This is a genomic window from Sporomusa acidovorans (assembly GCF_900101845.1).
In the GTDB taxonomy this organism is placed as follows: Bacteria; Bacillota; Negativicutes; order Sporomusales; family Sporomusaceae; genus Sporomusa; species Sporomusa acidovorans.
This window is the reverse complement of the sequence record NZ_FNAM01000001.1, coordinates 152062-175116: the sequence shown is the minus strand read 5'-3', so window position 1 is coordinate 175116 and position 23055 is coordinate 152062. Positions and strand designations below refer to the sequence as shown.

At 42.2% G+C, this 23055-nt stretch carries 28 protein-coding genes; 5 read left to right on the top strand and 23 right to left on the bottom strand.

Features of this window, described 5'->3' with window-relative positions:
- Positions 1–160: 160 nt before the first annotated feature.
- The 9 genes from BLR65_RS00955 to BLR65_RS00915 all read right to left on the bottom strand — a co-directional run bounded on the left by BLR65_RS00955 (position 161) and on the right by BLR65_RS00915 (position 8333).
- Positions 161–577: a TIGR04086 family membrane protein gene (locus BLR65_RS00955; protein ID WP_093791538.1), complete on the bottom strand. Its 417-nt coding sequence runs from the start codon at positions 575–577 to the stop codon at positions 161–163.
- A 75-nt stretch (positions 578–652) separates the two neighbouring features.
- A complete protein-coding gene (surE, locus tag BLR65_RS00950) occupies positions 653–1408 on the bottom strand; it encodes a 5'/3'-nucleotidase SurE (RefSeq protein WP_093791536.1) in 756 nt (251 codons plus the stop codon).
- Positions 1409–1426: 18 nt separating this feature from the next.
- Positions 1427–2152: a 7-carboxy-7-deazaguanine synthase QueE gene (locus BLR65_RS00945; protein WP_093791534.1), complete on the bottom strand. Its 726-nt coding sequence runs from the start codon at positions 2150–2152 to the stop codon at positions 1427–1429.
- Between the two features lie 2 nt (positions 2153–2154).
- Positions 2155–2532, bottom strand: coding sequence for a 6-carboxytetrahydropterin synthase QueD (gene queD / locus BLR65_RS00940; RefSeq protein WP_093791532.1), 378 nt, complete (start codon positions 2530–2532; stop codon positions 2155–2157).
- Between the two features lie 204 nt (positions 2533–2736).
- Complete coding sequence (locus BLR65_RS00935) at positions 2737–4020, bottom strand: glycosyltransferase family 2 protein (RefSeq protein ID WP_093791530.1); 1284 nt, start codon at positions 4018–4020, stop codon at positions 2737–2739.
- A 150-nt stretch (positions 4021–4170) separates the two neighbouring features.
- Positions 4171–4842 carry a CDP-diacylglycerol--serine O-phosphatidyltransferase gene (gene pssA, locus BLR65_RS00930; protein ID WP_093791528.1) on the bottom strand — a complete coding sequence of 224 codons (672 nt, stop codon included), beginning with the start codon at positions 4840–4842 and terminating at the stop codon, positions 4171–4173.
- Entirely contained in the window at positions 4839–5480 is a 642-nt protein-coding gene (locus BLR65_RS00925; protein WP_093791526.1) for a phosphatidylserine decarboxylase family protein, read from the bottom strand. Before BLR65_RS00925 ends, pssA begins: the two co-directional genes overlap by 4 nt.
- Positions 5481–5562: 82 nt before the next feature.
- Entirely contained in the window at positions 5563–6291 is a 729-nt protein-coding gene (locus tag BLR65_RS00920; protein ID WP_373657723.1) for a WecB/TagA/CpsF family glycosyltransferase, read from the bottom strand.
- Between the two features lie 56 nt (positions 6292–6347).
- Positions 6348–8333 (bottom strand): transglycosylase domain-containing protein, encoded by a 1986-nt coding sequence (locus tag BLR65_RS00915; RefSeq protein WP_093791524.1) that lies wholly within the window; start codon positions 8331–8333, stop codon positions 6348–6350.
- Positions 8334–8461: 128 nt separating this feature from the next.
- Between BLR65_RS00915 and BLR65_RS00910 the strand changes: the two genes are divergently transcribed.
- Positions 8462–9391: a polysaccharide deacetylase family protein gene (locus tag BLR65_RS00910; RefSeq protein WP_093791522.1), complete on the top strand. Its 930-nt coding sequence runs from the start codon at positions 8462–8464 to the stop codon at positions 9389–9391.
- Between the two features lie 55 nt (positions 9392–9446).
- On the opposite strand, the gene guaB is transcribed toward BLR65_RS00910, so the two are convergent.
- Entirely contained in the window at positions 9447–10901 is a 1455-nt protein-coding gene (guaB, locus tag BLR65_RS00905) for an IMP dehydrogenase (protein WP_093791520.1), read from the bottom strand.
- A 150-nt stretch (positions 10902–11051) separates the two neighbouring features.
- Between guaB and BLR65_RS00900 the strand changes: the two genes are divergently transcribed.
- A complete protein-coding gene (locus BLR65_RS00900; protein WP_093791518.1) occupies positions 11052–12428 on the top strand; it encodes an FAD-dependent oxidoreductase in 1377 nt (458 codons plus the stop codon).
- Positions 12428–12712 carry a ferredoxin family protein gene (locus tag BLR65_RS00895; protein WP_245692267.1) on the top strand — a complete coding sequence of 95 codons (285 nt, stop codon included), beginning with the start codon at positions 12428–12430 and terminating at the stop codon, positions 12710–12712. Before BLR65_RS00900 ends, BLR65_RS00895 begins: the two co-directional genes overlap by 1 nt.
- On the opposite strand, the gene BLR65_RS00890 is transcribed toward BLR65_RS00895, so the two are convergent.
- From BLR65_RS00890 to BLR65_RS00865, 7 genes are all read right to left on the bottom strand, one after another.
- Positions 12709–13200: a hypothetical protein gene (locus BLR65_RS00890; protein ID WP_093791514.1), complete on the bottom strand. Its 492-nt coding sequence runs from the start codon at positions 13198–13200 to the stop codon at positions 12709–12711. The two genes, BLR65_RS00895 and BLR65_RS00890, sit on opposite strands and share 4 nt — an antisense overlap.
- A 56-nt stretch (positions 13201–13256) precedes the next feature.
- Positions 13257–13442, bottom strand: coding sequence for a 2-hydroxymuconate tautomerase (locus BLR65_RS00885; RefSeq protein ID WP_093791512.1), 186 nt, complete (start codon positions 13440–13442; stop codon positions 13257–13259).
- Positions 13443–13457: 15 nt separating this feature from the next.
- On the bottom strand, positions 13458–13676 hold the full coding sequence (locus tag BLR65_RS28875) for a hypothetical protein (RefSeq protein WP_143122462.1): 219 nt from the start codon (positions 13674–13676) through the stop codon (positions 13458–13460).
- Between the two features lie 236 nt (positions 13677–13912).
- Complete coding sequence (locus tag BLR65_RS30690) at positions 13913–14068, bottom strand: VTT domain-containing protein (protein ID WP_245692266.1); 156 nt, start codon at positions 14066–14068, stop codon at positions 13913–13915.
- Positions 14069–14145: 77 nt separating this feature from the next.
- A complete protein-coding gene (locus BLR65_RS00875) occupies positions 14146–14346 on the bottom strand; it encodes a hypothetical protein (RefSeq protein WP_093791511.1) in 201 nt (66 codons plus the stop codon).
- A gap of 283 nt (positions 14347–14629) precedes the next feature.
- Entirely contained in the window at positions 14630–16720 is a 2091-nt protein-coding gene (recG, locus tag BLR65_RS00870) for an ATP-dependent DNA helicase RecG (RefSeq protein ID WP_093791509.1), read from the bottom strand.
- On the bottom strand, positions 16704–16910 hold the full coding sequence (locus BLR65_RS00865) for a DUF1858 domain-containing protein (protein ID WP_093791507.1): 207 nt from the start codon (positions 16908–16910) through the stop codon (positions 16704–16706). Before BLR65_RS00865 ends, recG begins: the two co-directional genes overlap by 17 nt.
- Positions 16911–17103: 193 nt before the next feature.
- Here BLR65_RS00865 and rpmB point away from each other — a divergent pair, with 193 nt between their 5' ends.
- Both rpmB and BLR65_RS29365 read left to right on the top strand, forming a co-directional pair.
- Positions 17104–17295 carry a 50S ribosomal protein L28 gene (gene rpmB / locus BLR65_RS00860; RefSeq protein WP_093791505.1) on the top strand — a complete coding sequence of 64 codons (192 nt, stop codon included), beginning with the start codon at positions 17104–17106 and terminating at the stop codon, positions 17293–17295.
- A 166-nt stretch (positions 17296–17461) separates the two neighbouring features.
- On the top strand, positions 17462–17629 hold the full coding sequence (locus BLR65_RS29365) for a hypothetical protein (RefSeq protein WP_176772659.1): 168 nt from the start codon (positions 17462–17464) through the stop codon (positions 17627–17629).
- A gap of 368 nt (positions 17630–17997) precedes the next feature.
- Here the strand turns inward: BLR65_RS29365 and hslO are convergent, their stop codons facing one another.
- Genes hslO through ribD form a run of 6 tightly spaced genes read right to left on the bottom strand, consistent with a single transcriptional unit; the run spans position 17998 to position 22955 of the window.
- The gene (hslO, locus tag BLR65_RS00850; protein ID WP_093791501.1) at positions 17998–18870 is read right to left on the bottom strand and encodes an Hsp33 family molecular chaperone HslO; all 873 of its coding nucleotides are present in this window, start codon (positions 18868–18870) and stop codon (positions 17998–18000) included.
- Positions 18871–18888: 18 nt separating this feature from the next.
- Positions 18889–19446, bottom strand: coding sequence for a phosphodiesterase (gene yfcE / locus BLR65_RS00845; protein WP_093791499.1), 558 nt, complete (start codon positions 19444–19446; stop codon positions 18889–18891).
- Between the two features lie 18 nt (positions 19447–19464).
- Positions 19465–19935 carry a 6,7-dimethyl-8-ribityllumazine synthase gene (gene ribH, locus BLR65_RS00840; protein WP_176772658.1) on the bottom strand — a complete coding sequence of 157 codons (471 nt, stop codon included), beginning with the start codon at positions 19933–19935 and terminating at the stop codon, positions 19465–19467.
- On the bottom strand, positions 19935–21149 hold the full coding sequence (locus tag BLR65_RS00835; protein ID WP_093791497.1) for a bifunctional 3,4-dihydroxy-2-butanone-4-phosphate synthase/GTP cyclohydrolase II: 1215 nt from the start codon (positions 21147–21149) through the stop codon (positions 19935–19937). Before BLR65_RS00835 ends, ribH begins: the two co-directional genes overlap by 1 nt.
- A gap of 50 nt (positions 21150–21199) precedes the next feature.
- Entirely contained in the window at positions 21200–21856 is a 657-nt protein-coding gene (locus BLR65_RS00830; RefSeq protein ID WP_093791495.1) for a riboflavin synthase, read from the bottom strand.
- Positions 21819–22955 carry a bifunctional diaminohydroxyphosphoribosylaminopyrimidine deaminase/5-amino-6-(5-phosphoribosylamino)uracil reductase RibD gene (gene ribD, locus BLR65_RS00825; RefSeq protein ID WP_093791493.1) on the bottom strand — a complete coding sequence of 379 codons (1137 nt, stop codon included), beginning with the start codon at positions 22953–22955 and terminating at the stop codon, positions 21819–21821. Before ribD ends, BLR65_RS00830 begins: the two co-directional genes overlap by 38 nt.
- Between the last annotated feature and the right edge of the window lie 100 nt (positions 22956–23055).

The following is a 23055-nucleotide window of genomic DNA, read 5'->3' as shown; positions in this document are numbered from 1 at the left end:
ACTATCAAGTTAAGGAAAACTAGCTTGTCCGCGATATGTTCACAATTAATATATAGTCCATATTTTATTTTGAACATATGTTCGTTTTTATTGCGATCAAAGCTTTAATGTAATAATTCAAGCTTATAAAAAGAATCCCTGCTTAGCCAATTAGTGTAATTTATAAATTTACACCAATAAACCCGCCAAGTGCTCCCGCTAGACTGCCGGCAGCGAATTTATTAACCAGCATAAGCACAGAGATTTGTTCATGACCTAATTCAAGTCCTACTCCTATTGAGAACAGCACATAGATAATACCGACAGTGCAGCCAATAAACAACCCTTTGGCTGCTATTTGTTTTGTTGCGAAAACGCTACCGGCAAAAATACTGGTCATTGTTACCGCTACCATTATGTATTCAATGTAGTTATCAATAAACTTATTATCAGATAGCAAACTAATTATCGAAAGAAAAACAGCAGATATAAGTGAGATAGCAATGCTAAACGCGACTCCTTTGAAAATAGCCATAGAAATGTTAGTATTCCGTGAAGTTTGGGGGTAGTTTTTTATCCGACGGGAAATTTTGGCCATATTGCTCCCTCCTGACACCTTTTACAGTAAATTTATGCAAATAACGGCCAAATATGCCGGAATTGTAGGATAAGTTTATAGTCCCCAAGTTTCTAAAATATTCATTATTCCATAATTTGTTAAATCGAAATGGATCGGTGTAATGGAAACTTTACCGTCTTTGAGTGCAATAATATCACTATCGGGGGAGTTTTCTGTTTCGGAGACATGACCGCTCATCCAATAATAGGTACGTCCACGGGGATCTAAACGTCGCTCAAAAGTGTTTTCGTAGTTACGAACCCCCAGCTTAGTAATAGCTATACCTTTTAACTGGTTTTCAGGTAATGCGGGAACATTGACGTTAAGGAGTGTATTGGGGGGTAAGCTTTTATTTATCATTGTTTCTATAATTTTTTTTGCCAATCTGGCGGCTGGTTTATAATCATATTCTTGCCAGCTGTCTAATGACATAGCAATTGCCGGTAGACCGTGCAACGCTCCTTCAATGGCAGCACTTACCGTTCCTGAATATAAAACATCGGTACCTAAATTTGACCCTTGATTGATTCCAGATACAATAATATCTGGTTGATCACTAATTAACAGCGACTCCAACGCAACTTTAACGCAGTCAGTGGGTGTTCCGCCAACCCGCCAGGCGCGAATATCCTTATTTATATAATGTTCATCTACCCAAATGGGATGGTGTACAGTAATTGCCTGACTGGATGCACTTTTTTCACTATCTGGGGCGACGACGGTAATTTTCGCAAATGGTAAGAGTTCTTCCCAGAGTGCTTTTATCCCCGGTGCAAGTATGCCATCGTCATTCGTTAATAATATATGCAAAAAAATAACCTCCTAACGCTATAAATACCCCATAAATTTATGGGTTTGCGGTATAACCCGGACATCGTTAAGCAAGGTTAACGCTTTTTCCTGATAAAAAAGTAAAACATCAGGCAGAACCGCTTCACAGCCATTTACCGGTGTAACTGGCTGAAGAATTACCGGTATATGATGATCTACAGAAGCTACCAGCTCAAACGCCTGTTGCAATTCGGTCTGCTGACTTTTTCCAGTGACAACAATTTTTACAAAGACATTTTTGCGTGCGGCCAATAATAAAAACTCTTTATGCTCTTGCCAATAGGGTTTATCTGTAACAGTTGGTAGTTTTATATCCATGCTGATTATATCAATATATGGTAAAACTAAGGCTAATTGCTGAAATAAAGTTCCATTTGTTTCAAGATATAGGGGAGCTTTGAGCTGGGGTAATAATTCAGCAATCATCTTTGCCTGACAAAGTGGTTCACCACCTGTCAGACTAATAGAATGATGCGGAACTGCCAATAAAGAATTAATATGCCGTGCAAGGTTATCAATTGAGAATTGCATGGGCAGCTGGGCAAAATCGCGCTTTCCAGGAGTTCGCTCAACTAAAGCATTTTTTACCGTATGATGAGAGTTAGGCGTGTCGCAGTAAGTACAAGCCAGATTGCAGCCAGCCAAGCGTACAAATACCTGCCTGGTTCCCACATATAAGCCTTCACCTTGAATTGAGGAAAATACTTCTACAATGTTGATCATTTCTACTCCTGCGGGCAATACTTGACAGCTGACCGAGGGGATTCCCATACTTGAACACAGCGTATGCTAATACCCTGTTGAAAAACGGAGTTATTAGCGAGTGTATCATATATATATTTTGCTATATATTCTGCGGTGGGATTAGTAGATTTAAATGCCGGTAAATCATTGAGGTAATAGTGATCAAGAGTGTCAACTACTTTGCCAACCTCGGCCTTTAGGTCTTTAAAATCCATAACCATACCTAAATGATTGAGTTCCTGGCCGCAAACGGTTACTTCCACTTTCCAGTTGTGCCCGTGTAAACGGCTACATTTACCCGGATAGTCGGGTAATTGGTGAGCTGCTTCAAACTCAGTAATAATCGTTAATTCATACATAATAATGCCTCCTTAGTATACCAATTCTTATTTATAGAGGTATATAGATATACTTTGGCACTGTGTGTCAAAGTATTCATTATCATTGGAAAAGGACTTGGCTTATGCCAAGTCTTTTAGAACGCCGGCAGATGCCGTAGTCGTTTGCTCTAGGGTAAGAATACTTTCTGTCTGGACAAAAAAAGATGAGCATTAACTCACCTTTTATTTAATCACTTGCTTACTTAGGAGGTTTTCCTTAGAAAATTCGTCTGAATTGCTTAAGAGTATATCGTGATAACTCAGACTACGGGTATGCGCGGTATGGCTCCAGTCACGTTCATGGCGGTGTAGAAACCCTAGGAAAGTTATCGGTATCCAACTGTAAATAAACAATGGATAGAATAGAGAATAAAACCAAGTTTTCCAGTTTGCACGAATTTTTAAAAGGATAATCGCCGGAAAGATATATTGCCCAATGGCAATAACTGTCCACACTTCAACAGGCAGAACCATATATAGGATATTTGTATAGAATGGGGTCACATGATAAAGATAGCTTAATAGGACAAATGTTGTCGATAAAAGTAAGAAATGGGGTTGAACCAGATGAAGTACACCATCTAAAATTCTAATATCACGCCGTTTTATTCCTTCGGCTATAAGTTTTGGAATAAAACGGCCGGCGACATCAAAATGGCCTTGAGCCCAACGTTTCCGTTGGTTCCAGGCTTGCTTAAATGTAAGTGGCTTTTCGTCATATACAATGGCATCATGTGCCCAGGTGGTGCGAATGCCGATTAATAGTACTTTCATTGTAAATTCCATATCTTCTGTAAGGCAGGTAGCACCCCAGCCAAATCTTTTGAGAATATCTGTCGAAATACACATGCCGGTACCGCCTAACACACTGGATAAGCCTAAGTTATATTTAGCTAGGTGCCAAACATGATTAACTACCCAGAATGAAATGGCAAAGGTAGCAGAAATCCAGGTGTCATTAGGGTTTTTGGCGTCAAGATAGCCTTGAATAACTTTTTCACCTTTGCACAAGCGGTTATTCATTTCTAAAAGAAAATTCGTATCTACCAGATTGTCAGCGTCAAATACAACTACAGCGTCATATTGCTTTTTTTGGGAAAAAAGTTTTTCAAACATCCATTCCATTGCATAACCTTTACCCCGCTGTTCGAGGTTAAAACGCTCATATACGATAGCACCGGCATTTTTTGCAATTTGAGCTGTCTTATCTTTGCAATTATCGGCAATGACATAAATGTCATAAAGATTCCGTGGATAATTAAGTACATGCAGGTTTTCAACCAACTGACCAATGACCTGCTCCTCATTGTGGGCAGCTACAATAACTGCAAATGTATTTTTTGGTGTGAGAATTTTGTCTTCATGCCGTTTGCAAATGCCAAAAAATGCGATGACAAAGTAGTATAGTGTAAAAAATACAATAATGAGTTGCATAGGAATCATTATGTAATCAAATATATAATTCATGGACTATTCTCCTTACAAAATCCTGTGTTGAGATGCGCATGACTGACAGGATGTTAACGGTTTTCCTGAAACTTTTCATATACATCATATGCAAAGTTTTGGGGTAAATGATTATTTTGTTGCTGGCAGACCTGGCAGGATAAACAATGATTAACGGTGATCAAAGACACCAAACAATGTATTTAAAATGCCAAATAGCGCATAAGCAAAAAAAGGAACAAACAAAAAAGCATTAAGTGTTAAGAATAGTATATATACGCCTATTGCCACAGTTATAACAACCGGAATTAATCGAATTGGTTCTCCATCTTTGCCTTTAAAATCAGGATAACGGATAGTACTGATCATTAAATAGGCAAAAACTGCTACCAATAAAGGGAAAAACCAACCAGACGGTTTCATACCCAGCATGACAAAGGTTGCTATTACACAGCCGGCAGCAGGTATTGGCAACCCCATAAAAAAACCTTTTACTTTGCTGGTATTAACATTAAATCTAGCTAACCGCAATGCACCACAAGTTGCAAAAGCAGCAGCGATAAAAGCGCCTGGTAACCCGAAATCTTTAAGTAAAAAGGCATAGGCCAGCATTGCAGGAGCTACACCAAAGGAAACCAGATCGCAAAGTGAATCAAGTTCTTTGCCGAAGTCGCCGCTGACACCAAAATAACGGGCAACCCGGCCATCTAAGCCATCAGCAATCATAGCGGCAACAATAAAATATGCCGCCATAGTAAAATGGTTTTGAAACGTAAAAATAATGGCAAATACGCCAAATACCAGATTGGATGCAGTTAATATATTAGGAATAGCGTTTTTCACTCTTCCTTTACCCTCCCTATTACCGTTTTTCCGCCTTTTACCCTATCCCCCTTTTTTACCAGGATTTCAACTGTTGTTGGTACAACAAGCTCAGTACAAGATCCAAATTTGATAAGTCCATAACGTTCACCCTGTTTCAGAACAGTTCCTAATGTAACCCAGGATACTATACGCCTGGCTAATATCCCGGCGATTTGCGTAACTAAAATGCGCATTTTGTTATTTTCCAGACCAATAGCATGACGTTCATTTTCACAAGATGCCGATTCTTTATATGCGGGTTTAAATCTGCCGCAAGTATATTGTTGGTATTTAATTTCACCTTGTACAGGACTGCGATTTACATGAACATCAAATATAGATAAAAAGATAGTGACTTTTATGCCTTTATCATTTAGAAACTGGTCATCATACACTTCCGTAACACCCATTACTTTGCCGTCAGCAGGAGATACAATTAAATTATCATTATCAGGTATGTCGCGAGTGGGATTACGGAAAAAGAAGGTAACAAAGGCTGTCAGTACACCCGGAATAATAGCCCACAGGGCACCCAGGGTTAGCGCAGCAATACATGTGACCAGTCCCAGTATGGCGATATATAAATATCCTTCTTTAACTATAGGAGTTCTTATCATCCATCCACCCCCCTGCCCAAAAACTTGTAGTATTGAAAAAGCAAGTTCAATATATCAGTATAGTATAAGTAGTTTACTTTGTCTAATATTTTTTCTTCCCTATGATTTTTAGAGCAAACTTTGGTAAGACTAGCATTCTGATTACGCGTTGCGGTTGACAAAGCAGACGAAATAACCATTCAAGGCTGGTGCGCTGCATCCATAGTGGGGCCCGTCTGACTGCGCCGGCCATGACATCAAAAGTCCCCCCCACTCCCATACACACAGGAACATTAAGTTTTGTTAAATTTCTAGCCAGCCACTTTTCTTGTTTGGGAACGCCCAAGGCGGCTAATAATATGTCAGGTTTTGCGGCAGTAATCGTGTTAATAATGTCAGACTCGTCCTCAGAGGAAAAAAATCCGTGTCTTGTCCCGCATATACATAAGCCCGGATAACGTTCTAAAGCCGCAGCTTTGGCCTTGTTAATAATTTCAGGCTGACTACCAAACATGAAGACGCGATATCCTTTGCTTGCAGCTTCTGATAAAATATTTTGCGTTAAATCGTATCCGGCTACACGTTCAAGTATAGTATATCCTTGATATCTTGCTGCCCATACTACACCAGCTCCGTCCGGTACTACTAAATCACATTGTTCAAGAATACAGGCCAGTTCTAGATCTTTTTGTGCCAGCATAACCATTTCGGCATTGGCAGTTGCTACTAAGTGCGGTGTTTTTTCTCGAATATACTGTTCAAGTATAGCTACTGCTTCTGACATGGTAACAGTATCGATTGTCACGTTTAAGACGGTTGCTTTCTTACTCACAGAAAAATGTTAACTCCTTGTTATATTTTACTATCCTAGCACATTGTACCACAAGTTTAAAATGACGGCAATCTCGACCAGGGCCATTTCCAGAAAGGCTGCCTCTTTTGTTCTTGATCAGGTGCTTGCGGTTTAGTCTCATTGGGAGTTGTTCCCTGCTTAATCCAGTCTTCTATTCTCGGTGCCGTTGGCTGAGTTCCCTGAATAAAGGCACTATATTCGACCTCCTTGCAGCCGCTTGTAGCTAGTTTACCGGTATTTGTACAAATAGGGATACCGGCTACCACATTAGGAGGTATGGGAAAGTCAGTAGGTGGCGTATTGGCAATTATTTTAGAAACCATTTTACCCCACATTGCCGAGACCTCAGTACCTGAGATGCCTACTGGTTTGCGGTTGTCATTGCCAACATAGATTCCGACAACTACATCGGGAGTGTAGCCAATAAACCAGGCAGTTTCATAATTATCTGTAGTTCCTGTTTTACCGGCAGCCGGGCGGCCAAGATTAGCTGGCGTTGCTGTGCCGTCTTGTAAGACTCCTTTGAGCATATCTGTTAAAATATAAGCTGTTTCAGGTTTAAGAGCCGCTTGTTGTTCTAGTTTAGCTTCCTCAAGAATTTGCCCATTTTCATCAAGAACCTTAACGATTGCTATTGGTTTGGATAAGATGCCGTTATTAGCAAAAGCGGTATACGCTGCTGTCAATTCCCATAGATTTACTCCTTTGGTGAGTCCGCCTAGCGCCGAAGCCAGATTGTTATCTTCAGGTGCCAAAGTAGTAATTCCCAGGTTTTGTGCAAGACTTAACGCTTGGCCGATGCCAATTTGTTGCCCGAGCTTTACTGCAGCTACATTAACCGACCAGCGTAATGCCTTTTTCATTGTGATTGGGCCACGATATTTTTTATCATAGTTAGTTGGCGAATAACCATTTATATTAACCGGTTCATCAATAATAATCGCATTGGCAGCGAGTCCTTGATTAAGTGCGGCTGCGTATAAAAAGGGTTTAAAAGCCGAGCCTGGCTGCCGGACTTCGGCAAACACCCGGTTAATTTGGCTTTCTTCGTAATTGCGTCCGCCAACCATAGCTTTTACATAACCTGTTTTCGGATCAAGAGCCAGTACTGCTCCTTGCAGTTGTCCCAAAACAGCTTCCGCTGCTTGCTGCTGGGCTATATCGAGGGTTGTATACACTCTAAGCCCGCCTTTATAGACCCGGCTAGTGCCATAACGGTCAACTAATTCTTTGGCCACATAGTCTAAAAAATAGGAAGCTTGTACTACTCGCCTTTTTTTGCCGGCAAGTTTAATAGGTTCATTTTTGGCATTTTGAGCTTCCTGAGCCGTTATATAGCCTTCCTTGACCATACCATCCAGGACTATTGCGCGGCGTGCTGTAGCAGCCTGTAAATCAATATATGGCGAGTAAATGTTAGGACCACGCGGTAGTCCTGCCAACATTGCACTTTCGGACAACGATAGATCTTTTGCATGTTTGCCAAAATACATTTGGGCGGCAGCCTCTACTCCGTAAGCCCCTTCGCCAAAATAAATCTGGTTCAGGTACGCCTGCAGGATTTCCTGTTTGGAAAACTTGTAATCAATAATCATGGCCAATAAGGCCTCTTTTATTTTACGAACAAATGTTCTATCTTGCGTTAAAAACATGTTTTTGGCTAGTTGCTGAGTTATGGTACTGCCGCCTTCCACCAGTCCGCCATGGCGGATATTGACCATTATTGCCCGAAGAATACCAATAGGATCTATACCGAAATGACTATAAAAACGCGTATCTTCATTAGCGATAATGGCTTGTTGAATATAGGGGGACATATTGTTAATCGTTACCACTACTCGGTTTTCTTCGAATAATTTGGAGATTAGCTGGCCATTTATATCAAATACTTGAGTAGCTGCCACTAGATTCAAATCATTTAAATTGTCGGTTCCAGGCAAGCCCCAAAATGCAAAACAGGTATTAGATAGCGTGATAAATAAGAGAGCAAGGATAATAATTCTATTACTAAAGTTTTTCATAAATAAACACTCCTCTTAGAAAATAGTATCCCCAAGCTTCCTTACTTTTACATGCAGGAATAGCCTGTTTGGCAGAGAATATACAAAAAATATACGCAGCTACTATATTATTCAAACAGGAGTGCTACATGAGACATAAAACGAAATTCTTTCAGGCAATTTGCGCGTTAAGTGCCGTGTGCCTTACTATATTAGTGTCTTCTCCTTTGGTTTTGCTGGCCTTTGCTGACTCTACCCTTTCAACTCCGGTAGCTGATATAACTTCTGATCAGGAAATTCCAATTGCTACAAATCATTATACCATGACTGACAATGCAGTTGATGCCTACTTTATGAACGAAAATCCTGAGAATCCTCCTCCAGCGGCAAAACCGGTATATGATCTTTTTACAATTGAGGAGAGGCAGGAAAAAGGATTAGAATTAGCAACACCAAAAGTAAGTCCGTATTACGGGCAAAGAGTAATTTACCTTACTTTTGACGATGGGCCTGAGCCGGAAAATACACCGGCTGTGCTTGATATTTTGAAAAAAAACGGCATAAAGGCAACCTTCTTTGTAGTAGGTACTCAAGTCGAAAAATATCCGGAGGTTTTGCGCCGAATTTATCAAGATGGTCACGCTATTGGTAATCATTCATACAATCATGTATACCGCGAGCTTTATCAGTCAACTAACGCTTATTTTTCCCAACTTCGTCACACTGATGAAATTATAAAAAATGTAATTGGCGTGCGACCGCGCATTTCCAGAGCACCTGGTGGCTCAGCCGGAAGTTTTACCAAAGAATATTGGGAAACCCTAAAAAAACTTGGCTATGTCGAAGTTGGTTGGAATGTTAGTTCAGGCGATGCCTCCAAGGCGAAAGCGAACGGGATAATAAATAACATAATTGCACAAATGGATAACAAAAATTTGTGGAGCCATGCGACATTGCTTATGCATGATGGCCGGGGACATGCCGAAACGGTGAAAGCTTTGCCGGATATTATAAAATTTTTTAAAGACCGTCAGTTTGAGTTTCGCGTGGTTAATTTTGAAACACCGTCGCCTTGGTAGAAAAATGCTTTGGACAAATGTCCAAAGCATTTTTTTAATGTATATAGCTTCCTTATCAGCCGCTGTAATTAGGGGCTTCTTTTGTTATGTTAATGTCATGCGGATGACTTTCTTTTAAACCGGCACCGGTAATCCGGATAAATTGAGTTTTGTCAATAAGTTCTTGAATATTGCGTACTCCACAGTACCCCATTCCGGCGCGAAGACCACCAATTAACTGAAATACCGTGTCTGCTACCGAACCCTTATAGGGTACTCTACCTTCTATGCCTTCAGGAACTAACTTGTCCATGTTTTCCTGGAAGTAACGGTCTTTACTACCTTCGGCCATGGCTCCCAGCGATCCCATCCCCCGGTAAACTTTATAGCTTCGCCCCTGATAAATAATAGTCTCGCCAGGACTTTCCTCTGTTCCTGCAAGCAGATTGCCGATCATAACAATCTGAGCACCGGCGGCAATGGCCTTAGCTACGTCACCTGAGTATTTGATACCACCGTCGGCAATGATAGGCACGTTGTATTCACGTGCGGCTTTAGCACAATTATAGATTGCCGTAATCTGAGGTACACCAATCCCGGCAATTACCCGAGTCGTACAAATCGAGCCTGGTCCAATACCGACTTTGACAGCATCGGCACCTGCTTCGATTAAAGCACAGGTGGCTTCAGCGGTGGCAACATTGCCGGCAATAAGATCAACATGAGGAAAAGCATTTTTAATTTTCCGTACAGAATTAAGTACCCCTATTGAATGGCCATGTGCTGTATCCACAACAATGACATCAACCTTTGCACCAACAACAGCTTCAACTCGATCCATCATATCTGAACCTACACCGATGGCAGCAGCTACTAACAAACGTCCCTTAGCATCCTTGGCCGAGTTGGGATATTTCTGCGCTTTCTCAATATCTTTGATTGTAATAAGCCCTTTTAAGTTGCCATCGCTGTCAAGCAACGGCAGTTTCTCAATCCGGTGCTCACGCAATATTTCCTTGGCTTCTGTGAGCGAGGTACCAACAGGTGCCGTGATAAGGTGTTCTCTGGTCATGCAGTCGGAAATTCTGCGGCTTAAATCGGTTTCAAAGCGGAGGTCACGGTTAGTTAAGATACCTACCAATCTGCCATTGTTGGTTACCGGTACACCCGATATATGATATTTCTCCATAAGGTCATGAGCATCCTGCAGGGTATTGCTAGGCGATAAGAATATGGGATCAACAATAATACCATGTTCAGAACGCTTAACCTTATCAATTTCGTTAGCTTGTCTGGCAATTGGCATATTTTTGTGAATAACGCCTATACCACCCTCACGCGCCATGGCAATTGCCATCCGTGCCTCGGTAACGGTATCCATGCCGGAGCTAATAATAGGAATGTTAAGCTTAATGTTTTTGGTTAATTGTGTAGATACTTGGGCTTCTCTAGGAAGTACTTCTGATTTTGCTGGCACAAGTAGGACATCATCAAAAGTTAAGCCTTCTGGGCCGAATTTGTTGTCAAACATTACTGAACTCCTTTCGTAAAACAGATCATAATAGGTGTTTCCCACTATAATACCATAAATAAACTTACCAAATCTACCACTTTTTATGTTTGTTTATGCTTTTTCCTATAATTTTATTGCGCAAAGTGTAAACTAAAGTTGGGTGAGTATATGTTAAAACATTGGTATGACGCTAAAAAGCCACATAAAATAACCGGCAATGCAATTGTTAGGCAGCCAGAGGCTAGCGTGACAGAAAAAAAATATGATGTTATTGTTGCTGGAGCCGGTCCTGCAGGACTAACAGCAGCCTACTTTCTGGCGCGTGACGGACTTAATGTCCTTGTCATCGAACGTGGGCCTTGCGCAGGAGCAAAAAACTGTGGCGGAGTTAGTATTATGGCTGAGCATACGCATAAACTTTTCCCAAACTTTTGGGAGGAGTGTATTTGTGAACGACTCATTACCGATCAATCCTATTGGTTAATGACGGAAGACTCTGTTCTTTCCTCAAGATTTCAAAGTACACAACTTGCTGCTGCACCTTATAATCGGTTTTCAGTTAAACGAGTTAATCTTTATAAATGGTTGGCGGATAAGGCGGCTAAAGCCGGTGCTCAACTGCTTTTCAATCATACTGTGGAACAAGTCTTATTTAATGATAAAAATCAAGCTGTTGGTGTTCAAATGCTGGATACCGATAAAAACAGTTTTTGGTCTGACATTACTATTTTGGCAGACGGCGCTAATTCTCTGGTAGCTGAACGGTCAGGTCTTTCACCCCGGGTAACGCCGGAGGACATGTCTTTATATGTGAAAGAGACGATTGCTTTACCAGCAAATATAATTGAAGAAAGATTTAATTTGCTGCCAGGCCAGGGGGCGATTATTGGGTTGATTGGTTATCCAACAGCCGGGTTTAATGGAACCGGCTCCATACATATTTTTAAAGAAAGCATAAATCTTAATGTTGGCATGTCAGTAGCCAATTTTGCCCAGGCTGGACTAAACCCCAACGATCTTTTAGAACGCATAAAAAAACACCCCTATATACAGCGACTGATTGCCGGGGGCGAAACGATCGAATATGGCGGAGCATTGATTCCTGAAGGAGGATTTTATGCCATTCCCCAGTTAGTGCATTCAGGTCTTGTAATTGTGGGTGATGCAGGCGGACTGGTCAATGGCACCCATGGTATAAACCTTGCTATGTGGTCAGGATTTTATGCAGCTAAAGCCCTTTATAGGGCAAAAATTAAGCGGGATTACTCTGTGAATAACTTATCTTTATATTCAAAATTGCTCACGGAAAGCTTTGTCATGCAGGATTTAAAGGCTAATGCTGGTGCCGCTAAGCTAATGCGCGATATCCCTTACGCTTTTGATTTATATTCCCGGATGGCAAATGAAACGGCATACCAGATTTCAAGGGTATATCCAATGCCTAAACGGGCTAAGCGTATGTTTGTGTACAAAAAGATAACAAGTATGCAGCCAGTCCTTAAAATATTCTCAGATATCTGGAAGACATTGAAGGTGATTCGCTGATGCAATTACAGGATAAAATCGTATTAATTAACTTTAATCCGGATAACGATTTTCAGCATGTTGCTGTCCAGGATCAAGAACAATGCAATAAATGTATAGAAAAACACTGCCTTACTATTTGTCCTTCCGGCGTATTTAAATGGGACTACCAACCAGATAGTCCCATAATGGTATATTATAAGCAATGTATTGAATGTGGCGCCTGTCGATTGGCCTGTCGATTCGATAATATCCAATTCACGTATCCTATAGGCGGTATGGGGGTGGCTTATCGGCAAGGTTAGTCTTTGCCTAACAAAAACGGCGCAAAGCCTAATTCTCCCCAATAGTGATTATCATATATTTTAATAAGACCACCTAGTCTCATAAGCAAAATTTTTTTGACATGGCTGAGAGAATTAAAGAACAGGCGGGTTTGCGGCTGGACGCTATTAGCTGCGGCTTGTTGATAAAATTGAATTGATTTATTAATTAGGGCGTAGACAGACCAAAGTCTTGTGCTCGTTCGCAGGCTATTGCTAGCGACTACGGTATTTTCTACAGCTTTCTGCCAGTTGCTGTCAGGCCCAAGCAGCAGACTTTCGTCGACAACTGGATATGTAGCAATGTCACTATCGATTTGGTTTGCCATAGATAAAAATTGTAAAAGTTCTTTTTGAAAATTATTAATCAACGAGATTGCTTGTGTGTTCACAAGATGCGCAGCATCTAGTTCCATTATTTGCTTGCTTATTGAATTTTCAAGCTCAAGTGCAAATTGTAATGGCAGCATACTATAACCACCTTTTTATAAATTGGCCATTTCATTTACGAAATGGCCTGTTTAAACTATCTGTCCGATGCTAGTACGCCAGCCTTGGCAATATGCTGGGTAGGTGCTTCGCGCAATACAATCGTTACTGCTTCCGGTGGGCACTTGGCTGTTTCTACTATGGCTTGGGTTACTTTTTTGACTAAATCTCTTTTTTGTTCCAACGACCGGCCCTCAAGCATATCAATTTGTACAATTGGCATGATATCCCTCCTTGTTCAATGAATAGAAACTTCGTCATCTATAGAAAAATCCCTGCCTGCAGAAACTGGCATTACAAACCAGCTTTCCACTTTTGAGGTTCGTGCTACCAATATTATTTTGACGGCACCATTAAGCATAAACGGTACTACCATCATTTCTCTTGGTCCGCTGTCGACACGTATCTTTGGTGGTTGAACAGGGTGAAGCATGCAGGCAAGAGAATTTGAATCCATAGTAAATAATATAAAATACCCACCAAAAGGATTTGGTACGCCAAATTCTTTTTATTTATATTATTCACGAATAAGACGGTTTTTACGCGATTTATACCACCACATACCACCATATATTACGACTACCAGAAGAACAATTATAACAAGTCTTGACATATTTTCAGCTGCAAAAACAATATCATGTCCGAGTAAGACTTTTATTACTACAGGTGGTAGTTTCCCTATAATTGTTGCTCCTAAAAAGTCCTTGAAAGAAATCCGGCTAATCGTGCAACAGCTGTGATAATACCAAATGGCGCCAGTGGTAATAATCTGGCGATCAAGAGAGCTTTAAAACCATTTTCGGCACTATAATCATCAACTTGCTTTAAATAGCGGCTTTTGATAATCATATTTTCAACGGAATACCTTCCTAGTTTTTATTCTTATTTTTTAAAAAACAGCGCTGTAAGTGCAGCGCTGTTTTTGGTTAATGCCATTGGACAATTTCTTTCCGAAAAATATTGCATGTACCGCTTAGCCAGTGAACACAGTCAGGGCAACGCCTAACATAATTATCCGCAGATACATTAAGAAGCGAATAACCGTAACCCATAGCAGTGATAATATGCTCAAATTCTTGACATTCCTCGGCAATGGTTCTTAGTTGTTCTTCCGAAAATTTATCCATTGTGCAACACACTCCTTGCAGTTGTTTGCTTTAGTGTGTGCGCAACAGAAGAAAAAAATAAAAAAAGGAGACTGGAATTTTTGTAGAAAATTTTTTCTTCTATGTATAAAGAACAGTATTAATGTCAATATTATTAATGTAAATTTTCTCCTCTCCCATAATTGACGGCTTTCGGGCCGTCCCTTTTTTATTTGGATTAAAAATTATAATTTAGTTGAATAGAGATCAATGCTAAAAACACAGTTGATCCGGAAATCCTGCATAGCTATACAGACAGAGACGCTCATCTACAAAATATCATGCTGAATTTTTCGCCAAACCAATTTTGAAGCGTCTGCCATACTGTATCTAAATACTCCGGTGTACATACGGTGTGCTGGGCCGCGCTTCTGGCTTCCAGCAAAATATCTGTATCTGTTACGATATTAGCAATTTTTAAATCAGGTAAGCCATGTTGATTGGTCCCAAAAAATTGGCCCGGCCCTCTTAGGAGTAGATCCCTGTCAGCAAGTACGAATCCGTCATTTACCTCTGTCATAATTTTAAGTCGCTCCAAAGTCTCTTCGTTAGTATTGTCTGATAATAAAATACAATAGGATTTGTATTTGCCTCGGCCGACACGGCCGCGTAGCTGATGGAGTTGCGCCAGACCAAAACGGTCTGCACCTTCGATAATCATAACAGTAGCATTTGGCACATTAACTCCTACTTCAATTACTGTCGTTGCAATAAGTGCTTTAATATCACCACAGGAAAATGCAGTCATAATCGCCTCTTTTTCCTGTGGTTTCATTTTGCCATGCAAGAGCGCGCAAGGTATATTTTTAAAAAAGGTAGCAGATAGCTCTTCGTATATTTTTACAGCAGATTGTGCTTCAATTTTGTCTGACTCTTCAACAAGTGGGCAGACAACATAGACCTGCCGGCCCGCCTTAATTTGTTCGGCAGCAAAAAGATAAACTTTGTTTCGACGGGTATTACTGCGGGAATAGGTAGCGACTGGCTGGCGGCCGGGGGGAAGTTCACGGATAATTGATACGTCCAGGTCACCATAGACCGTAAGTGCCATGGTTCTAGGTATCGGAGTTGCCGTCATAATAAGCACATCTGGTTGGTTGCCCTTGCTCTCCAGCCGCGCACGTTGGCGTACACCAAAGCGGTGTTGCTCATCTGTAACTACCAGACCAAGGTGCGCAAATTCTACATCATCTTGTATCAGTGCATGGGTACCGACAACTACGTCAATTGCACCGTCTTTGAAATGTCGTAAAACTTCATCTCTAGTCCGGCGCGATAATTTACCGGTTAATATCGCCAGTTTTATACTGTGTGGTGCTAACAATTGAGCCAATGTATGATAGTGTTGTTCTGCTAGTATCTCTGTCGGGGCCATCATGGCGCCCTGATAGCCGTTTTCGACTGTTTTGGCCAAGGCGATAGCAGCAATAACTGTTTTTCCTGAGCCAACATCCCCCTGTACTAGCCGCTGCATTGGCGTAACATCTTCCATATCGGCTTTAATTTCACGGAGTGTTTTATTTTGATCATTGGTCAGTTTAAAGGAAAGATGGTTCTCAACCTTTGCTACCAATACTCCGTCTGGAGCGTGCTTAATTCCTTTAGAATTATATTTATTCCGTTGCTTTAAGTAGGCTAACCCGCATTGTAGTAAGAATAGTTCTTCAAACACCAAGCGTCGCCGGGCTTTAACTAAAGTCTCCATATCGACTGCAAAATGGATATTTACTAGCGCCTGCTTACGGGTAAGCAGGTTATGTTTATCGATTATACTGGTGGGTAGAGATTCAATTTCTTCGGGAGTTACAGAATTTTTTAATAGATTTATCGCTTGTAGTATAAGAGAACGCAAGCGCCATTGAGGAACATCTTCAGTGGTTGGATAAACGGGGATAATGCGTCCACTACCAGCGTAAAATTCACTAGCAGGTTCAATGTCCGGCTTAGTTACTTCAATAATATTGGCATGTCGCTGAATTTTTCCCGATATAATAAGTTCCATACCCGGTTTATATTTATTTTTCATGTAGGATTGGTTAAACCAAGTAAGTTGTGCCACGCCGGCTTGATCCTGGACGGCAATTTTGATGATCTTAAATCCGCGACGGGATTTTAGTTCATTAACATGAATGACTACCGCCCGGAAGCTTTCATACTGTCCGTCAGTCAACTCAGTAATTGATTTAAGCTTACTTCGATCTTCATAACGGCGCGGGTAGTGTTCGAGGAGCTGGCCAATAGTGAGAATTCCCAGTTTGCTAAGTTTCACAGCATTGGCAGGTCCTACGCCTTTTAAAAACTGAATTTTAGAAGATAATAATTTGTGAATAAGAATCACCTTAATTTTGTTGGTCATGCACCAGCAAGTTATTTAATTCCACCAGCAACGCTTCGACATCAATATCATGCATAGCGGCACCGCGTTCTATGGTTTCGGTTGTCGATCCCATACAGCCAATGCAACCCATGCCATGTTTGGTGAAAATCTCGCGAGCTTTAGGATGCGCTCGTAGCGCCTCAATTATCGGAGTGCTCTTAGTGAACATAGTTAAGCCCCCCTTCATTTACTTATATCTATTTTCAATATAATACGCTCAAATCCTGCTGATGCACACTAGAAGCTAGGTATTTATAAGATTTATAATGAAAACTTTATTGGGCCTTGCATACTATAAGTAAATTGTGCTAAAATAGTGACGTTGAGTACATGAGGATAAATCCTATGGGAGGTGGAAATAGATGGCAAATTTTTGTGAAATTTGTGGTAAAGGTGAGCGTTCCGGTTTTAATGTCAGCCATTCACACCTAAAAACCAAACGCACGTGGAAACCTAATATACAAAGAGTTAAGGCATTAGTTAAAGGTGAAGTTAAACGGGTTAATGTATGTACCCGCTGCCTGCGTTCTGGTAAAATCCAACGCGCGGTATAATTAGTGAACAATAAAGGACTTGGCACAAGCCAAGTCTTTTCTTAATGTATCAGAAATTATAAGTTTTGCGCGGTGCTGAGATCTTATAAAACAAAGGTGTCGGGTACAAGGCCCGGCGCGGGCGGCCGTCATACAACGCTCCGCCGCTAGCGCTTAACCTCCGCTTATGCATAACGGCCGCCCGCGCCTCAGTACGGTGTACGCCCGGCTTGAGCAAGGAGAGGGTGACCCCGGCAACCCTGGTAACTCCCGTACCCCTCCGGCCTTTGCCGGAAAAAGCGTTCCGCAGGAGAAAAGCCGGGCGGTATTCCGTAAAAAAATCCGTACTGTTTGAGCGTAGCGAGTTTACGGATTTTAGGAATACCGCCCGGCTTTTCAGCTTTTGGAGGTTTCGGGCCTAGACCTTTTTTACTTTTGGGGCAATGCCAAAAGTAAAACCCCTCCCCTTGTATTACGGGATTATTTGACGTGCGCAAAGCTAAAGGACCGCGCCAGCGGTTTTTCTTATGCCGAAAAGCCAGCGGTGTTTTTAACGCTGGCTTTTTTCTTTTAACTTTTAACATATATGAAATCCAATAAAGATTTTCATCAAAGCAGGGTGTTAGTAACGCTTCGCCGCTGGCGCTTAACCTACGCTTTTACTAACACCCTGCCTGTAAATCTTTATTGGATACTATATAGAAGGCATTTTCATTCAAATTGTTATTTCTTAGCTTCAATTTGTTTCAAGATAACAGCAAGTTCATGGGCATTAAAATGATACTTTTCGCCGCAAAAATGACAACAAACTTCGGCTTGGCCGTCGTTGATCATTTCTTTAATTTCTTTGGCTCCAAGACTGATGAGCATATTCTCCACTCTTTCACGGGAACATTGGCAATTGAATCTAAGCTCCAAAGGGTCATACGCCGTAATGGGAAGTCCGGAAAACAACATTTCCAGTATCCCATTAGCGCCTTTTCCCATGTTAACCATTTGAGAAACCGGCGGCAACTGCTGCAGATTATTTTCAAGCTGAGTGATTGCCGAATCTTCCGCACCCGGCAACGCCTGAATAAAAAATCCTCCTGCTGCGGCAACTGTTGCATCAGGTGCAATCAGAACCCCTAAAGCAACACTTGACGGAGTTTGTTCTGAAACGGTAAGGTACTGAGTTATATCTTCTGCTATTTCGCCTGAAACGAGTGCCGCGCTGCCGGTAAAAGGCTGTTTGAGACCAACAAAGCGGGTAACGTAAATATGTCCCTTGCCGATTGCCTGCCCAACCGCCCATTTTCCCTGATTCAGTGGCAAATCGACAAAAGGATTTCTTACATAACCGCGTACTGACCCATCCGGATAAGCATCGGCAACTACTTCTTTTAACGGTCCGTCGCCAGATATCCTCACAGTTATGCTTTCTGCTGTTTTTAAATTAGCGGCTAATAATAGTGCGCCGGTCATGGTGCGCCCCAGTGCAGCGGTAGCTACTGGAAAACAATCATGTCGTTGGCGTGCCTCTTCTACCAGATTGGTAGTAACGGCAGCAAAGGCACGAAGCCCGGGCGCTGTTGCCCTGATAAGATGGTCACGCATTGTGCAAACCTCCGAATACTAGGCCAAAACTTCAGAAAAAAGCGGCTGGCCTGTCGCAATATCTAGTATTTCAATTTTGTTGTCGTTTATCCAGGCTACGGTACCACAGCCGTCCGGGCGTTTGCTCATGCCAGGCGAGCCTGGATTTAGATAAATCGTTTCATTATGTTTTGCCAGTGCGGCAATATGAGTATGACCGGTAATAAAAATATTGGCTTTTAGGCGCTGGGCCAGTTCCTGTTTGGCATCTTCCGTAAGATTGTGACCATGAGTCACAACAATTCTTAAGCCATTAAGCATTAAATAGGTATAAGGAGAAAGAATAGGCAAGTTAAGGACTATACTGTCAACTTCGGCATCGCAATTCCCACACGCGGTTATAATGGGGATTGGGCAGTTGTTCAGAACTTCTGCCAGTTGCTTCGGATTATATTCGGCAGGAATAGCGTTACGCGGCCCGTGATAAAGAACATCACCGGCATGGATAATTAAATCGGTACCTTGAAAATAGGTGTCAAAAACATGTTTCCAGGTATCAAGACACCCGTGAGTATCGCTAATTATACCAATTTTCATAGTACTCCTCCCCGTCGTTTATAACCCTTTAAGCAGATTGGCCATTTCAATAGCGGAAACGGCAGCGTCAAAGCCTTTATTGCCTGCTTTGGTACCAGCCCGCTCAATGGCCTGCTCGATTGTATCGGTGGTTAGTACACCAAAAATCGTTGGAATACCACTCTCTAAGCCGACGAGTGCTACCCCTTTGGATACTTCAGCACAAACATAATCATAATGGCTTGTACTGCCTCTAATTACCGTACCAAGGCAAATGACGGCATCATATTTTTTGCTTAAAGCAAGCTTTTTGGCGGTAAGGGGAATTTCAAAAGCGCCAGGTACCCAGGCAATTTCCACCTTATCCATGGTAGCCCCATGGCGTTTGAGTGCGTCCAACGCGCCTCCCAGCAACTTGCTGGTGATAAATTCATTAAATCTAGCAATAACGATCGCGAATTTTAATCCTTCAGCGACTAGTTTTCCTTCATATGTCTTAATTGTTTCCATTAGTTATTTGCCTCCCCATATTGTTTTAATAAATGTCCAAGTTTGGATTTTTTGGCCATTAAATAGCGGTTATTGAATTTGTTAGCCGGTATTTCCAGTGGCACTCGTTCACTAATTGTTAAACCATAGCCTTCGAGCCCCACCCGCTTGCGAGGATTATTGGTAAGCAAGCGGATACTGGTTAACCCTAAGTCGGACAAAATTTGCGCACCAATGCCATAGTCCCTAAGATCAGGGGCAAAGCCTAACAATTCATTAGCCTCAACCGTATCTTTGCCTTTATCTTGGAGGGCATAGGCCCGAATTTTATTGGCAAGTCCGATACCTCGGCCTTCCTGCCGCATATACAGTAATACGCCGCAACCTTCTTTTTCAATGCGTTTTAAGGCGTGTACCAACTGATCGCCGCAGTCACAACGCAGCGAACCTAAGACATCACCTGTCAAACATTCTGAGTGGACTCTAACTAATACATTTTGCTTATTAGCAATATCACCTTTCACAAGGGCGATATGACATTGCTTATCAAGTTGACTTTCATAGGCTATCAATTTGAAGTTACCATATTTAGTCGGTAGATTGGTTTCAGCGGCTCTGGTGATAAAGCGCTCATGTTTCTTACGATATTTTATCAGATCGGCAATAGTAATAATTTTTAAATCATGCTTTTGGACAAACTGCATTAACTCTGGTGTCCGTGCCATCGTGCCATCTTCATTCATGATTTCGCAAATTACACCTGCAGGATACAGACCAGCTAGTTTAGCTAAATCAACAGCCGCTTCGGTATGACCGGTACGTCGCATAACACCGCCTTCACAGTACCTAAGCGGGAAAATATGACCAGGTCGTCTAAGATCACTGGCGACTGTGCTTGCGCTTAACACGGTTTGCACCGTCATTGCCCGTTCATAGGCGGAGATGCCTGTTGTCGTATTTTTAGCGTCAATAGATACCGTGAAAGCTGTTCCATGGTTATCTGTATTTTCGACTACCATTTGGCCGATATCTAGCTCATCCAGGCGGCTGCCAATAACTGGCATGCAAATCAGTCCGCGAGCATGTGTCGCCATAAAATTGATAACTTCCGGCGTTGCTTTTTCAGCGGCTACAAGCAGATCCCCTTCGTTTTCGCGGTCTTCATCATCAATAACCACGACCATTTTACCATTCTTTACGTCTTCAATAGCTTCCTCAATCGTATTGAATTTCATGTAAACTCCTCCGTTTTTTCTGCCATCCGCATTTAAAGCGTTTAGCTTACTTATAAGGTAAATCCATGCTGTTCTAGAAAACCAAGAGTTATTTTTTCAACAGGTTGGGGGCTTTGTTGCTTTAGCCCTAGCAGTTTTTCTACGTATTTGCCAATGATGTCTGCTTCTAAATTGACAGGTTCCCCGGTCGCTTTCAGTCCTACCGTAGTCATTGCGGCAGTATGGGGAATGAGCGATACAGTAAACCAGTCGCCGCCAAAATCGACAACGGTAAGGCTTGTGCCGTCAACAGCAATAGAGCCTTTGGCAATAATGTAGCGCATAACCTCAGGACCTGCCCCGATACGGACAATGATAGCGTTGTCATATTGTTCTTTCGCTACAATTGTCCCCACCCCGTCAATATGCCCGCTGACAATGTGTCCGCCTAGCCGGTCCCCAACTCTTAAGGTGCGTTCAAGATTCACGGTATCACCCGGCTTGAGACCGGCCAAAGCAGTGCGATCTACCGTTTCAGGCATAACATCAGCGGTAAACCAATTACGGCTGAAATCAACAACTGTCAGACAAGTACCATTTACGGCAATACTATCACCCAGTTTGACCCCTTCTAGTACTTTGCCGCCGAAAACCGAAAGGCGAACAGATTTTGCTCCTCTAATAATTTGTTTAATTGTCCCTAATTCTTCCACAAGTCCGGTAAACATCTCGTCCCTCCCGTCCGGTTACGTAACCGCTTATTAGAATATCTGAACCGATTGTGTGGGTATGGATATCTTCCAGCATAATAGCCTGGTCTACAGCAGACACGCCCATCCCGCCGACTGGTCCGGGCGCATTTTTACCGCCAACTATTTTTGGGGCTATAAAACTGTAGACCTTGTCGATCAGATTCTCAGCTAACAATGAGGCGTTGACGGCTGCACCGCCTTCAACCAATATGCTGCTAATCTGGCGTTCGCCTAAAATCTTATATAATTGCCGTAAATTAAGACCTAAAGGTGTTTGTTCCAGTAACAGCACTTCTACACCACTTTTCTGCAAGGCGGTGATTTTCTCCTTAGGAGCTGACCGGCTTACTGCAATAACGGTTTGTGACTGTTGGTCCTTTACCACATTGGCAGTCAAGGGAGTTCGGGCCATGCTGTCAACAATAATTCTTAGCGGATTTTTTCCCCCTGCCGGTAAGCGGGTAGTCAATTGAGGGTCATCGGCCAACAAGGTACCAATACCTACTAGAATAGCATCATGCGTATCGCGCAGCGTGTGAACATACTCTCTGGCCGCTGAACTTGTTATCCATTTAGAATGGCCGGTATAGGCAGCAATTTTTCCATCAAGTGACATGGCAGTTTTAAGGCTGGCAAACGGGAGACCGGTAGATATCCATTTAATAAAGACTTCATTGAGCTTTGCGGCTTCTGCCGCTAACACACCTTCTACTACCTCAATACCGGCCGCCTTAAGCCGGGCAAGGCCATTGCCGGCAACCTTGGGGTTGGGATCAGTCATGGCTACCACCACTTTCTTCACCCCGGCCTTTAGCAAAGCATCCGTGCAAGGGCCGGTTCGGCCATGGTGCGAGCATGGTTCAAGTGTGACATAAATGGTTGCCCCTTTAGCTAATTCACCGGCTTGTGCTAATGCATGAATTTCCGCATGGGGCGTACCCGCTAGGCGGTGCCAACCCTGGCCGACTATGTGCCCAGCTTGAACAATAACGGCACCGACCATGGGGTTGGGACTTGTACGTCCCCTGGCATATTGCGCTATAGTGAGTGCCTGACGCATATAATACTCGTCCATAGAAATCCTCCAATACATGCAGCCTATCGGGAAAATAAAAAAACTGCTGAATAGCTTTGGGGCTATCAACAGTTCAATCGGCAATATGGTTAGGAAATGC

Bases quoted from the DNA above. Each gene is read 5' to 3' on its own strand.
- BLR65_RS00955 (WP_093791538.1), bottom strand. From the start codon at position 577: ATGGCCAAAATTTCCCGTCGGATAAAAAACTACCCCCAAACTTCACGG.
- BLR65_RS00945 (WP_093791534.1), bottom strand. From the start codon at position 2,152: ATGATCAACATTGTAGAAGTATTTTCCTCAATTCAAGGTGAAGGCTTA.
- queD (WP_093791532.1), bottom strand. From the start codon at position 2,532: ATGTATGAATTAACGATTATTACTGAGTTTGAAGCAGCTCACCAATTA.
- BLR65_RS00935 (WP_093791530.1), bottom strand. From the start codon at position 4,020: ATGAATTATATATTTGATTACATAATGATTCCTATGCAACTCATTATT.
- BLR65_RS00925 (WP_093791526.1), bottom strand. From the start codon at position 5,480: ATGATAAGAACTCCTATAGTTAAAGAAGGATATTTATATATCGCCATA.
- BLR65_RS00915 (WP_093791524.1), bottom strand. From the start codon at position 8,333: ATGAAAAACTTTAGTAATAGAATTATTATCCTTGCTCTCTTATTTATC.
- BLR65_RS00910 (WP_093791522.1), top strand. From the start codon at position 8,462: ATGAGACATAAAACGAAATTCTTTCAGGCAATTTGCGCGTTAAGTGCC.
- guaB (WP_093791520.1), bottom strand. From the start codon at position 10,901: ATGTTTGACAACAAATTCGGCCCAGAAGGCTTAACTTTTGATGATGTC.
- BLR65_RS00900 (WP_093791518.1), top strand. From the start codon at position 11,052: ATGTTAAAACATTGGTATGACGCTAAAAAGCCACATAAAATAACCGGC.
- BLR65_RS00895 (WP_245692267.1), top strand. From the start codon at position 12,428: ATGCAATTACAGGATAAAATCGTATTAATTAACTTTAATCCGGATAAC.
- BLR65_RS00890 (WP_093791514.1), bottom strand. From the start codon at position 13,200: ATGCTGCCATTACAATTTGCACTTGAGCTTGAAAATTCAATAAGCAAG.
- BLR65_RS00885 (WP_093791512.1), bottom strand. From the start codon at position 13,442: ATGCCAATTGTACAAATTGATATGCTTGAGGGCCGGTCGTTGGAACAA.
- BLR65_RS28875 (WP_143122462.1), bottom strand. From the start codon at position 13,676: ATGGATTCAAATTCTCTTGCCTGCATGCTTCACCCTGTTCAACCACCA.
- BLR65_RS30690 (WP_245692266.1), bottom strand. From the start codon at position 14,068: ATGATTATCAAAAGCCGCTATTTAAAGCAAGTTGATGATTATAGTGCC.
- BLR65_RS00875 (WP_093791511.1), bottom strand. From the start codon at position 14,346: ATGGATAAATTTTCGGAAGAACAACTAAGAACCATTGCCGAGGAATGT.
- recG (WP_093791509.1), bottom strand. From the start codon at position 16,720: ATGACCAACAAAATTAAGGTGATTCTTATTCACAAATTATTATCTTCT.
- BLR65_RS00865 (WP_093791507.1), bottom strand. From the start codon at position 16,910: ATGTTCACTAAGAGCACTCCGATAATTGAGGCGCTACGAGCGCATCCT.
- rpmB (WP_093791505.1), top strand. From the start codon at position 17,104: ATGGCAAATTTTTGTGAAATTTGTGGTAAAGGTGAGCGTTCCGGTTTT.
- BLR65_RS29365 (WP_176772659.1), top strand. From the start codon at position 17,462: ATGCATAACGGCCGCCCGCGCCTCAGTACGGTGTACGCCCGGCTTGAG.
- hslO (WP_093791501.1), bottom strand. From the start codon at position 18,870: ATGCGTGACCATCTTATCAGGGCAACAGCGCCCGGGCTTCGTGCCTTT.
- yfcE (WP_093791499.1), bottom strand. From the start codon at position 19,446: ATGAAAATTGGTATAATTAGCGATACTCACGGGTGTCTTGATACCTGG.
- ribH (WP_176772658.1), bottom strand. From the start codon at position 19,935: ATGGAAACAATTAAGACATATGAAGGAAAACTAGTCGCTGAAGGATTA.
- BLR65_RS00835 (WP_093791497.1), bottom strand. From the start codon at position 21,149: ATGAAATTCAATACGATTGAGGAAGCTATTGAAGACGTAAAGAATGGT.
- BLR65_RS00830 (WP_093791495.1), bottom strand. From the start codon at position 21,856: ATGTTTACCGGACTTGTGGAAGAATTAGGGACAATTAAACAAATTATT.
- ribD (WP_093791493.1), bottom strand. From the start codon at position 22,955: ATGGACGAGTATTATATGCGTCAGGCACTCACTATAGCGCAATATGCC.